This is a genomic window from Ohtaekwangia sp. (assembly GCF_036786105.1).
Lineage (GTDB): Bacteria > Bacteroidota > Bacteroidia > Cytophagales > Cyclobacteriaceae > Ohtaekwangia.
Window position 1 is genome coordinate 1 of the sequence record NZ_DAIQRQ010000094.1, and the last position, 12,640, is coordinate 12,640.

At 44.1% G+C, this 12,640-nt stretch carries 10 protein-coding genes; 7 read left to right on the top strand and 3 right to left on the bottom strand.

What is annotated here, in order from left to right; genetic code table 11:
- Window positions 1–116: 116 nt before the first annotated feature.
- From V7Q33_RS22130 to V7Q33_RS22155, 6 genes are all read left to right on the top strand, one after another.
- Window positions 117–746 (top strand): RNA polymerase sigma factor, encoded by a 630-nt coding sequence (locus V7Q33_RS22130; protein ID WP_333821315.1) that lies wholly within the window; start codon window positions 117–119, stop codon window positions 744–746.
- Window positions 736–1,587 (top strand): anti-sigma factor family protein, encoded by an 852-nt coding sequence (locus tag V7Q33_RS22135; RefSeq protein ID WP_333821316.1) that lies wholly within the window; start codon window positions 736–738, stop codon window positions 1,585–1,587. Before V7Q33_RS22130 ends, V7Q33_RS22135 begins: the two co-directional genes overlap by 11 nt.
- Window positions 1,588–1,646: 59 nt before the next feature.
- A complete protein-coding gene (locus V7Q33_RS22140; RefSeq protein ID WP_333821317.1) occupies window positions 1,647–2,843 on the top strand; it encodes a hypothetical protein in 1,197 nt (398 codons plus the stop codon).
- Window positions 2,844–3,073: 230 nt separating this feature from the next.
- Window positions 3,074–4,408, top strand: coding sequence for an efflux RND transporter periplasmic adaptor subunit (locus V7Q33_RS22145; RefSeq protein ID WP_333821319.1), 1,335 nt, complete (start codon window positions 3,074–3,076; stop codon window positions 4,406–4,408).
- A gap of 11 nt (window positions 4,409–4,419) precedes the next feature.
- Window positions 4,420–5,778 carry an ABC transporter permease gene (locus tag V7Q33_RS22150; RefSeq protein ID WP_333821320.1) on the top strand — a complete coding sequence of 453 codons (1,359 nt, stop codon included), beginning with the start codon at window positions 4,420–4,422 and terminating at the stop codon, window positions 5,776–5,778.
- The gene (locus V7Q33_RS22155) at window positions 5,771–7,234 is read left to right on the top strand and encodes a TolC family protein (RefSeq protein ID WP_333821321.1); all 1,464 of its coding nucleotides are present in this window, start codon (window positions 5,771–5,773) and stop codon (window positions 7,232–7,234) included. Before V7Q33_RS22150 ends, V7Q33_RS22155 begins: the two co-directional genes overlap by 8 nt.
- A 209-nt stretch (window positions 7,235–7,443) precedes the next feature.
- Here V7Q33_RS22155 and purB read toward each other — a convergent pair whose 3' ends face one another.
- On the bottom strand, window positions 7,444–8,781 hold the full coding sequence (gene purB, locus V7Q33_RS22160) for an adenylosuccinate lyase (protein WP_331980741.1): 1,338 nt from the start codon (window positions 8,779–8,781) through the stop codon (window positions 7,444–7,446).
- A gap of 408 nt (window positions 8,782–9,189) precedes the next feature.
- Between purB and V7Q33_RS22165 the strand changes: the two genes are divergently transcribed.
- Window positions 9,190–10,308: a ferredoxin--NADP reductase gene (locus tag V7Q33_RS22165; protein WP_331980739.1), complete on the top strand. Its 1,119-nt coding sequence runs from the start codon at window positions 9,190–9,192 to the stop codon at window positions 10,306–10,308.
- Window positions 10,309–10,472: 164 nt separating this feature from the next.
- Here V7Q33_RS22165 and V7Q33_RS22170 read toward each other — a convergent pair whose 3' ends face one another.
- Complete coding sequence (locus V7Q33_RS22170) at window positions 10,473–11,834, bottom strand: hypothetical protein (RefSeq protein ID WP_333821322.1); 1,362 nt, start codon at window positions 11,832–11,834, stop codon at window positions 10,473–10,475.
- A 3-nt stretch (window positions 11,835–11,837) separates the two neighbouring features.
- Window positions 11,838–12,578 carry an ABC transporter ATP-binding protein gene (locus V7Q33_RS22175; protein WP_333821323.1) on the bottom strand — a complete coding sequence of 247 codons (741 nt, stop codon included), beginning with the start codon at window positions 12,576–12,578 and terminating at the stop codon, window positions 11,838–11,840.
- Between the last annotated feature and the right edge of the window lie 62 nt (window positions 12,579–12,640).

Here is a 12,640-nt window from a genome sequence, read left to right on the forward strand (position 1 = left end):
TAGCTCAAAGCTCACAGCTTACTAAAAAAAACTTCTCCCGTTAAAACTTTCCCCGCCCACTCTCCATCTTTACCTTAGAAACGGCGTAAAGCCTTAAATCCTTCGAAATTGACCTCATGGCCGAGACTTTACTCGACATCGCGATGATGCATTCTGACACCCTTATTGCCCGGGCGAAACAGGGAGACCAGAATGCTCAAGGCAAGCTGGTGCAGTTGTGGTACAAGCGTATCTACAACTTCAGCTACAAATTTTTTATGGACCACGACCTTGCCATGGAGGTATCGCAAAAAACGTTTATCTCCATGTGCCGCAGCCTGGCTGGCCTGCAGGACATTGCCCGGTTCAAGTCATGGCTCTATAAAATTGCCATTAATTATTGTCGCGAGGAAGCACGCAAAAAGAAGGGAGGCCGGTCGCTCTCGTTCGATGTAGTCTGGAACCGCGAAGCCGAAGATTCGCCTGCCTGGGAGTCATCATCGCAGCGGTATGCAAACCCGGAGAGCCAGTACAGGCAGTCGGAGCTCTCCGATATTTTGCAGCAGGCACTGTGCGAGCTGAGCGACGAGCAACGCGAAGTGGTGATCATGAAAGAATACGAAGGATTGAAGTTTCGCGAGATAGCCGAAGTACTCAATATTTCGGAGAATACCGTGAAGTCGCGGATGTACTATGGCCTGGATGGATTGAAGAAAATTCTGGAACGAAAAAATATTACTAAAGATACGATTGGCTATGAGCTATAAACCGGATCAACAGGATTGGATGGCTTACCTGTATGGTGAGCTGGAAGGAGCGGAGAAAGAAAAGATGGAGCACTATCTTCTATCGGATGCCAATGCCCGGAAAGAGCTGGAGAAATTTCAACAGCTCCGAAAAATGATGGGAGCCGTGGAGGATAAAGAAGTGATTGCACCCCCGATCGTTTTAGGCGACAATGGTCAACAACGCTTTATCTGGAATACCCCGGTGTTCCGCACCGTGGCAAGTATAGCGGCATCGTTACTCATCATCATGCTGGTAGGAAGATTTACCGGCACACAAATGAGTCTTTCCGGTAATGAATTCAAGATCAGCTTTGGTGAGCCCAGGAAGGTGGATGTTCCATCTGTGGCAGCGCCATCACTTACTGTATCAGATGTGCAGAGCATGATCAACCAATCGCTGGATCAGAATAATCAGGCCATGCAGGCGAGTTGGAAAGAGACGCAACAAAAACTGGATCAGTCAATCCGAAGCAATCTTGCGTCAAACTCCGGTAAGATCGATCGCCTGGTAAAAGAAGCATCAACCGCTTCGCAGGAACAGATCCGCCAGTTTGTATCAACATTACAAAGTCAGAATACAGAAGTAGTAAAGAATTACTTTCAACTCTCTTCTTCCGAGCAGAAGAAGTATATCGAAAACCTGCTGGTAGATTTTGCCAAGTACCTGCAACAACAACGTACGGACGATCTGCAACTGGTGCAGACAAGATTGAATGCACTTGAGCAGAATACAGATATATTCCGCCAGGAAACCGAGCAGATACTTTCCAGCATCATTACTACAGTAGGAGCAACGGAAACCAAAGAGACGAAGTATTAAAAAGCAGCGAAGCTGCATGTAAACAGAATTAGTAACCACTGAACAATTTAATTAAGTATATGAAATCTATTATTCGTGTATTGATGTGCGGATGGATGGCAGTAGTGCTTGTAGCACATGCTGCCGTGGCGCAGAAGATTGATGAAGACCGCATGCGCCGTGATATTGGTGTAGCGGAAAATGTGTTAAGCACCCTCATCAAACAACAATTCGGCAATCAGCGGATGTTCTTTCAACTGGATATAAAAGGAAATTATCAGGCAGGATATGGCGTAACATTCTCGTTGCCGGCAGACTATACTACACCGATTGCATTTACACTTGGAACTGGTAATGCAGGCAATGTATTTATCTATGAAGGTGACGAGGAACCTGCCACGATCGACATCCGCGGAAGCGAGGATGAAGAAGGCGAGAGCCGGGCCGTGGTAAATGGCAAACCGTATAAATTAAAAGAAAAGAACAGAATGAAGTCGCGCACCGATATGGATAGTATACGCGACTCCTACAATCTGAAAGTGATTGAGGCTGCAAAGGAATTTTTGCTGGACTATAGCGATCTCATTTCGCAGCTTGGTCTGCAGGAGCGCATCGTTATTACCAATCAGGGCAACCAGCCGCGCATGTGGGTAAATCAGTATTTCAATGCACCCAAGCGTACGCACCTGTCCGTTGAAGCATTGAAGTCAGATATAGCGCAGTATAAAACCGGCAAGTTGAATCGTGCACAGGCGCTGGCTAAAATAAAAGTAGTAAATACGGAGTCTGTGGATGCCGTGGAACCTGATTTAGAGCTGTTGTCAAGCATCTTTTCGCGCCTGTATCGTTCTGATCTGTCGAAGACATACTTTACAGAAGAAAATATATATTATGAGCGCCTGAAGGATTACGGTGTAATCTATTATATGCAGGTGTATAGCAGCAATGAGCGTGATTATAAACGTTTTGATATGCCTACGCTTAACCTGGAAGATGTCGATCAGCAGACACGCAACAAAAAAGTAGTGGAGCTATACCCCGCCTTTGAGCGTGAACTGAAAGACAATGTGCTGGAGTATGGTAAAACGCTCAAGAGTCTGAAAGATGATGAAGTGTTTATCTTCCAGGTGCGTGTTACCCGCTGTGCAGGCTGCGGTATACCTTCATCGCTGGAAGTAAGCGTAAAAGGTTCTGTGCTGAAAGACCTGAATGCCGGCAAGATTACCAAAGATGTAGCCTTAGGCAAGCTGGCCCTAAAAAAAGGTGAAAACCAGTAATTGAAAAAATATATAGTGCCGGTAAGACAATAAACACTTACCGGCACGTTTGTTTTATACCATTCATGTAGAATTACAAGCCGATGGCCTAATATCTGTAACTATTCAGTAACACAGGAGTAGTGTATAGATAGAACGATGGATCCGGGTGATGTTGGGAGTGAAGGAGGTTGGTGAACCATCCTGATGTAGTAAGTATTCATTAACCCAACCCTATAACCCCTTCTGCTATGAAGAAAAAGCTTCTTATCGGTGGCGGAGCATTGGCAGTATTTCTGATCGTTTTTTTTGTTGTTAGAGGCAATCGATCCAGTGAAGTAGCCGATGTAATGGCCAGTGTAAAACGCGGCCCATTTAAAGTAGAGATCGAAATAACCGGCGAACTCGAAGCCAAGAACTCGGTAAAGATACTCGGCCCCTCACAGCTTCGCGATTTCCGTATCTGGAATGTTACCATTCAAAGTATAGTAGACGAAGGCACCGTTGTTAAGAAAGGCGACTGGATCGCGACACTCGATCGCTCTGAATTTCAGAACCGCTTTAATGAAAAACAGATTGAACTGGAGAAAGCCAATTCCAAGTATGTGCAAACCCAGCTCGATACTACATTAACCATGCGCCAGTCGCGCGATGAACTGATCAACTTACGCTATGGCCAGGAAGAGAAGAAGATCATTCTCGAACAATCCAAGTACGAGCCTCCTGCTACCATTAAGCAACACGAGATTGATTTTGAAAAAGCTTCACGTGCCTATGCACAGGCGTTGGAAAATAACAAGATCAAGAAGCAGCAGAATGTTGAGAAGATGCGTGAAGTCTCTGCCGAGCTGCGCAAGGTACAGAGCGAGTTCAGCTCCATGACCAAAGTAATGGAGTCGTTTAACGTTACTGCTCCGGAAGAAGGCATGGTGATCTACGAGAAAGGCTGGGATGGAAAACCGATCAAGGCGGGCTCGCAAATAAGCATGTGGGAGCCAACCGTGGCAACATTGCCAGACCTCACCAAGATGATGTCTAAAACCTATGTGAATGAAGTAGACGTACGCAAGGTAAAGGCTGGACAAGACGTACAGGTAGGCCTTGATGCCTATCCGGATAAAAAACTTACCGGTAAAGTTATTCGCGTGGCCAACGTAGGCGAGCAACGCCCAAACTCCGATGCCAAAGTATTTGAAGTAGCCGTAGAGATCGATGGGACAGACCCAAGCCTTCGTCCTTCCATGACTACCAGCAACCGTATTATTGCCAGCGTAATTAAAGATGCCATGTTTATACCCCTCGAATGTTTGCACAGCCAGGCCGATACGATCACCTATGTATTTCGAAAGGAAGGTATAAATACCGTGAAGCAGGAAGTAATGGTAGGGCAGACCAATGCCAACGATGTAGTAATTCTGGGCGGATTGCAGGAGAATGACCGGGTATATCTCTCCATTCCGGCAGGCATGGAAGACGATGAAATTGCATTGCTGAAAGAGATGAATGGCAAGCGGAAGAAAAAGGAAGAGCAGCAGCCTGAAGAAGAAAAGAAGCCTGAAAAAAAACAGCCTACGGCATCCAACTAATTTATACTGCTATGTTTTCTCCCCGCGTACTGGCAAATCTCTCCATTGCTATAGGAGCTGTTATTTCCAACAAAGTTCGTTCGCTGCTTACAGCGCTCGGCATCATTTTCGGTGTGGCAGCCGTTATCGCCATGCTTGCCATTGGTAATGGCGCACAGCGCGAGATACTCGATCAGATCAAACTGGTAGGCGTAAATAATATTGTTATCAAGCCCATCATAGAGCAGAAAGAAGAGAAGATCGAAGAGCAGGTTGGTCAGAAAGGCAAAAAGAAATTTTCTCCCGGCCTCACCATGCGCGATGTGGAGAATATCAAGACCACAATTCCCGGTATCGCCAGCATCAGCCCCGAAATTATACTCGATACCTATGCGGTGCGCAATGGCCTGAGACGATCGGCCAAGCTGGTGGGAGTAGAGCCTATATATTTTTCGATCTATAATTTCAGCTTGCAGGACGGTAAGTCGTTTACGAAAGACCAGGAGCAGTGGGGGGCACCGGTATGCATTATCGGGAGCTCGATTAAAGCAAAATTCTTTCCAACGGAAAACCCTGTTGGCAAGAATATAAAAGTAGGACAGCACTGGCTTACCATTGTGGGTGTACTGCGCGAACGAGTTGTATCGCAGTCCAGCATCAGCAAACTGGGCATTCGCGATTTCAATATGGATATATATACTCCTATTCAATCGGTGTTGATCCGCTATAAGAACCGCGATAAAATTACCGGCGAACAACTCCGGCTTGAATCCATGCGCAGTCGTGGAATGATATCGAGTACAAACGATGCCGCACAAAACGAGCAGGAAAAGAAAAATTACCATCAGCTCGATCGGCTGGTAATACAGGTAAACGAAACGAATCAGCTCGCACCCACAGCGGAGATACTTTCACGATTGCTGCAGCGCAGACATTACGATGTGGTTGATTATGAAATAGAGATACCGGAGATGTTGCTGAAACAACAACAGCGAACCAACGATATATTCAATTATGTGTTGGGCGCTATAGCCGGTATATCGTTGCTGGTAGGAGGTATCGGCATCATGAATATCATGCTGGCTTCTGTGTTGGAGCGTATCAAGGAGATTGGTCTCCGATTATCGATTGGTGCCAAAAAGAGCGATGTTATACAGCAATTTCTTTTTGAAGCCATGATGATCAGTGTTACCGGTGGTATTATTGGTGTAGCACTCGGTGTTACCCTGGCGTTCCTGGTATCCAGCTTTGCCGGTATACCTACCATCATCAGTTTTACTTCTATTATTTTATCTTTTGGTGTGGCCGCTACAGTAGGGTTGGTATTTGGTATAGCACCGGCACGCAAAGCAGCAAGTCAAGATCCGATTGCATCATTACGCTATGAATAAACCAACTCCTCTACCAACTCTTTTTGTATTGTTGTTGCTCGTGCCGTCATTCGTATATAGTCAGCGCGCGTTTTCTTTGGAAGACATCATCACACGTTCCAAAGAGCAGTCGCCGGCTTCGAAGCAGGCAGAAACGCGCAAGGAAAATCGCTACTGGCAGTATCGATACTATAAGACCAACTATAATCCGCAGCTGCGCCTGGATGGAAGCTTGCCCAGTTATTATAAACGTGTAAACCAGATACCGCAGCAGGATGGTACGTTTCGATATATACCCGTGCAGCAAACTAACAACAATGTAAATCTCAGTTTGCAGCAACCGATCAGCTGGACGGGTGGAACGATCTCTGCCAACAGCAGCCTCGGCTATTTTCGCGACTATAAGGAAGCCAGTTCACTTGCAGAACAGTGGAGTGGTACTGTAATGAATGTGCAGTTAAACCAACCGCTCTTTTCGTTTAACCAACTTCGTTGGGATCGAAAGACAGAGCCGCTGCGCTATGAAGAATCAAAGCGCGAATATGTAGAACAAATGGAATTTATATCGCGCGAAGCGGTAGATCGTTTCTTTAATGTTTTGCAGGCACAGATCAATCTGCAGATCGCCACCTTCAATCTTGCTAATAACGATACCATTTATAAAATAGAACAGGGCCGCTATAATATTGGTACAACTTCGCAGGATAAATTATTGCAGGTAGAGTTGCAGTTGCTGCGTTCGCGACAAGCGGTTGCACAGGCCCGGCTCGACCAGGAGACAGCAAGCTTGCAGTTGCGCACGTATATAGGCCTTACACAGGATGAACAACTTTCACTCATACTTCCGGAATCCATTCCCGAATTTATTGTTACGGTAGAGGAAGCCTTGCAACGGGCGCAGCAGAATCGCGCAGCCTATATAGCTTTTGAACGAAGACGCATTGAAGCTGATCGTGAAATAGCACAGGCACGAGGCCAGCGCTTTCAGACAGAGTTTACAGCAGCATTCGGGTTGAATAACAACGGACTTATGATGAACGATGTATATACCAAGCCGTCTGAACTGCAGCAGTTCAATCTTACGTTGAGTGTTCCCGTGCTCGACTGGGGGCGCAATCGCTCGCGTATGCGCACGGCACTCGCCAATAAAAAACTCAACGACTATATCATCGCGCAGGATGAAGTAAATTTCGAGCAGGAGATCATGACGCAGGTACGTCAGTTTGAAATGCTGCGATTGCAGATTGAGATTACGAAGAAGTCAGACCAGGTGGCGACTGAGCGGTATATCGTGGCGCAGAATCGATACCTCATCGGCAAGATCGATATAACCAATTTAAATATAGCCCTCACCGAAAAAGACGATGCCAAGCGAAGCTATATCCAGGCACTCAAATCGTTCTGGACTGCCTACTACGATCTGCGAAGATTAACGCTATATGACTTTGCGAGCAAACGATTGCTGTATACGGAATAGCTTCAGGCTGCAAGGCTACAAGCTGCTGGATGGGTGAGGGAGTGAGCGAGGACGGCTATCCGTTATTAGTTATCTGTGTAATTCTGTAATTTCTGTGGGAAATAAATGCATTTTGCTTCCACAGAAATCACAGAAATAAGCTATCCATTACACGTTGAGAACCATCACACCCATTATTTCTCAGTCCCACACCTCCAGCAGCTATTTCATCATATCCCGGTATACGTAAACGGCGTGATTTCCTTCAGTTGCTTCTTCAGGTCCGGTTTAATATTGAGTCCATCGATGAACTCTGCTATACTTTGTTGCGTGATTTTTTCATTCTTGCGTGTGAGCGCTTTCAGGGCTTCGTAAGGATTCGGATATCCTTCTCTGCGCAGAATGGTTTGTATAGCTTCTGCTACTACCGCCCAGTTCTCGTTCAGATCGCGGTCGATGGCAGCTTTGTTCAATTCGAGTTTACTCAGTCCACGGAGTAACGATTGAATCGCCACATACGTGTGGGCGAGCGGAACACCTATATTCCGCAGCACGGTAGAGTCGGTAAGATCGCGTTGCAGGCGTGATATAGGAAGTTTACCCGACAGAAATTCAAATATAGCGTTGGCAAATCCCAGGTTGCCTTCCGCATTTTCGAAGTCGATCGGATTTACCTTGTGTGGCATGGCCGATGAACCTACTTCGCCTTCCTTGATCCGCTGCTTGAAATATTCCATCGATATATACTGCCATACATCCCGGCTGAAATCGATAAGTATAGTGTTGATGCGTTTCAGGTTATCGAACAGCGCAGCCAGATTATCGTAGTGTTCTATTTGTGTGGTAGGATAACTGCGCACCAGGCCAAGGTGGTGGCAGAACTCATCGCCAAATTTATTCCAGTCGATAGCAGGATACGCTACAGCATGTGCATTAAAGTTACCGGTAGCACCACCAAACTTGGCGGCATGCGGCACGCTCTTCAGTTGATTCAATTGTTTTTCAAGACGCGCTGCAAATACCATGATTTCTTTGCCCAGTCGGGTAGGAGAAGCCGGCTGGCCGTGTGTAAAAGCCAGCATGGGTATATCTTTCCATTCAATGGCCAGTACATTCAGTCTACTCAGCAGCATCTCGATAGTTGTGAGGTACTCGCGCTCGATAAACTCTTTCAGTAACAGCGGTATCGCGGTGTTGTTGATGTCTTGTGAAGTAAGACCAAAGTGAATAAACTCTTTGAAGTGATCGAGCTTCATGCGCTCGAACTCACGTTTGATATAGTATTCAACCGCCTTTACATCGTGGTTAGTAGTTTTCTCGATGATCTTGATCTCCGTAGCGTGCAGCTCGGTAAAATTCTTGTACATCCTGCGCAGGTCGCTCAGCATGTGTACCGGAAAATCTTCCAGCTCCGGTATGGTGGCCGACATCGCGATGAGGTATTCGATCTCTACCTGTACGCGGTAGCGCATCAGGCCGAACTCGGAGAAATAAGGGGCTAAGGGTTTAACAGTTTCGTAATAGCGGCCATCGACAGGCGATATGGCGGTAAGTGGATTTAATTGCACGTGGTCTAAGTGTTAAAGCCCAAAATTAATCGCTTGCAACCATACACCAAAATCTGGTCTTTGGCCTGTCGTTTTACCGCATCCGGATTTAAGAGGCTAACCCGGTATGGATGACCGTATCCGGCAGACGTCATATATCCGGTGTTACCGCAGCAATTAGCCTTTACCGATACAAGATTCCTCATTACTTTTACACCTGTAAACCGTTGGGGATGTTGCTATGTTATGCAGGTAAATATGGCAGCAAACTTGGTTTATACAGGCTGAACATGGATAATTGTTGGTTGATGGCAGCTTGTGCCGCCAGGTGTTTCGCACCGGATTGTCGAAAAGGAAGTGTAACCAATGGAAATATCGGATGGAGATGTCTGATACCAAATAATAATTAATAGATAACAGCGAACGGAAATGGCTTTTAGTTTTTTTAAGAAATCGGAGAAGAAGGAAGAATCTGTACACAGCGGACCGCATTATTACGATCTGAAGGTAAAGGACATTGTGAATGAGACAAAAGATGCAGTGACGATTGTGTTTGAGCATCCGACCGGCAAAAAGATACAGTATAAATCGGGGCAGTTCCTTACACTGATCACATCGGTGCAGGGGAAAGAAGTGCGCAGAGCTTATTCGTTATGCAGCTCGCCTTTTACGGACGATGACCTGGCCGTTACCGTAAAACGTGTGGACCAGGGACTGATGTCGAACTGGTTGCCCGACAATCTGAAGCCAGGACAGACGCTCAAAGTGATGGAGCCAATGGGCCAGTTTACTACCGAGTTTGACGCTAAACGGAAGCGCCACCTGATCCTGTTTGCCGGAGGTTCCGGCATCACACCGATGATGTCCATCATCAAGAGTATATTATCGCAGGAGCCGGATAGCATTATATCGCTGATCTATTGCAATCGCGATATCGACAGCATCATCTTCCGTGATGAGCTTGATAAATGGCAAACGAAGTACGAAGGACGTATACACGTTATACATGTACTCGACAATGCTCCGATGAACTGGCAGGGATACTCCGGCCTCTTAAACCATGATATGCTCGTAAAACTTTTTGAACGTATACCGGATTGGGGGCTTGAGAAAACAACTTATCTCATGTGCGGCCCTGAAGGTATGATGAAAAATGTAGATGAACTGTTGGCCGAGCATAAGATTCCGAAGGAGAAGATCTTCAAGGAAAGCTTTGTGCAAGGTATACTGGATAAAAAAGAAGATAAACCTGCTGCCGCTACCGGCGAAGCCAGGACGCGCGAAGTTACCATCCGCTACGATGGACAGGAATTTAAAGTTACCGTTGCTCCGCAGGATACAATTTTGCAAAGTGCACTCGATCAGGGAATCGACCTTCCTTATTCCTGTCAGAGTGGTTTGTGTACTGCATGCCGCGGTAAAGCCTTAAGTGGTAAGGTAAAGCTGGATGAAGAGGAAGGACTATCACAGTCCGAGCGCGCAGAAGGGTATGTACTTACCTGCGTAGGTCACCCGCTTACAGATGACGTAGTGATTGAAATAGGATAAGCAGAACCGAAAAGTTATATAGCGAAAGCACATGTTGATTACAGCATGTGCTTTTTCTGTTTTGCTCCAGTGAAAGATTCCGAACTGACGCAATTTCTTAGCATCATGGGTAAAAGGGAAATTGCAATTGGGCAGTTCTTAATACTACCAACCTTATGAAAAGATCATCCTCGTAAAAAAATCAACAATTTTTGTTTAAAGGAGTCAATTGATTGCTTAATGGCTGTGCCATTCAAATAAACAAGTATTATTATGATCACCGAAACAAGTCCGCATGCAAACGCCACACTTGATGAGACTTGAATTAAAATTAACCAGACTGCAGTGATGGACGAAGAAATAAAAAGTGACCTCCTGGATTGCTGTCCATTACTTAACCAGGACGATTCTTTTACTAAAACAGGGAATCTGGTAGACAATATAAACCCAGTACATATTAGAATAGCAGAAACGATAGAGTACCCAATTATCTCTTCAAAAAAAGTATTTGAATAGACAACAAAAAAGAGCATTGAAATTGTATAGCATGCAGCCAATGGGAGCACCACCAAATACATATATACTTTTAATAAGCTCTTATTATCGACTGGCCGATAAAATAAATTTGCACTTAAACTTTTTGAAAATCCAAATACATTATTTCCATAATTAGTCATCAATGTAAGAGGTAACATCATGGTTAAATACATTATTTTTTTAAAAAGATTTAGCGAAAGATAATTATAGCTCAATAATGGCAACAATTCAAAAGCTAAAACAAACTTTATTACATTAAATGTAGCTCTGTTTCTGAACGGCAAAAAAATAATGGAAAGCTCGTACCCGCAATTAGTAAGTAGCGTTCCTTGTTCTCTTTGTTCACTCTTTTGATGTTCTGTTAAAAACGAAAGAATTATACTTATACCCAGAATTGCTATGTCATAAAAAATTAAGCCATTGACTGTATAAAGATTCACATATCCAAGTGATAAAAGTAATAAAAGGTTTACGCCCAAATAGTAGATCATCTTAGGAACGACCCACAAAAACAATTCCTTAACGTTAAATATGATAACAGACAGCGCTAACAACTGTAGGATAGCATGCACCAGAATCGATGGAGGAAACAAGACACTATTACCAATACAAAAAATGACCCAGATACCTACTATATTTACTAGTGAGAGTCTTAAAGTATTCACTACAAAATTTAATATATAGCGCTCAAATAATGTATTAGGATAGTGCTTCTGAATAAGAACGGTTTGCTTTCGTATAGTAGGAATAAAATGATATACAACAAGTGCGCCCAACGGCAAAACAACTATTCGTAACCCGATGGCCTCCCGTGATATGTCAATTGAACTAAAAAAATCATTTTCTTCATCAATTCGCGTAAATGTGATGAATCCTATCGCTAACAACCATGAAAATATAATCCACAAATATTTACAAATCAGGATTAGCTGGTAGCCAGAATCTAAAGATACCCTCCTTCTTCTTAATTGTTTCGCCAATTTATAGTAAACCACTAAGATACTCCACATAACTCAAAGTGATTTAAAACTTAGTTGGTTCTGCATTTGTTCGTTTGAAATGTCAGAAATGAAATATGAGCTATCTAAACTTTCAAAATCCAAATGAGAGATCAAATGAGTAGCATCGAGCACAAGAAAATCAGTCGCTAATGATCTATGATACTCAATATCGTGGGTCGTGAAAATAATAATGGTGTCTGGGGTGGAGTAATATTTAATAAATGAAATAAGCTTTCCGCATGTTACTGTATCCAGCCCGGAAAACGGCTCGTCAAGCAAGAGTATAGATGGTTTATGAATAACGGAACTAATAATCTGAGCTTTCTTTAACATACCTGTGGAAAAACTCTTTAGATGCTTTTTGTTTGCCGAAAGAGAGAGGTCTTCAAAAAAGAAATTATATAATTCTTGCGCCCTTAATAAAATATCACTTTCCGACACGCGGTAAATTGTCCCCACAAATGTAAGATACTCTTGAATTGTAAATTCATCGATTAACGGCACCATGTCAGAAACAAAACCAACATCTCTTTTCCAAGTGGCATCGGACAAACTAATCTTTTCATTATTCAAATATACTTCTTCCACATTGGCTTTGGTGACGTTTGACAGGCAATTGAGAAAGGTAGATTTACCTACACCGTTCTTCCCGATTAAGCCGTAAATTTTACCACCTTGTAAAGTGACGCTTACGTGGTCAAGGACAGTTTGCTGCCCATAGGATTTGCTTAGCTGTTTAATTGTTACAATCATTTATTTATCGATAGCAATTTACCATCCTTCAATTCATATTCACATTCGTACCTGAAGTTATC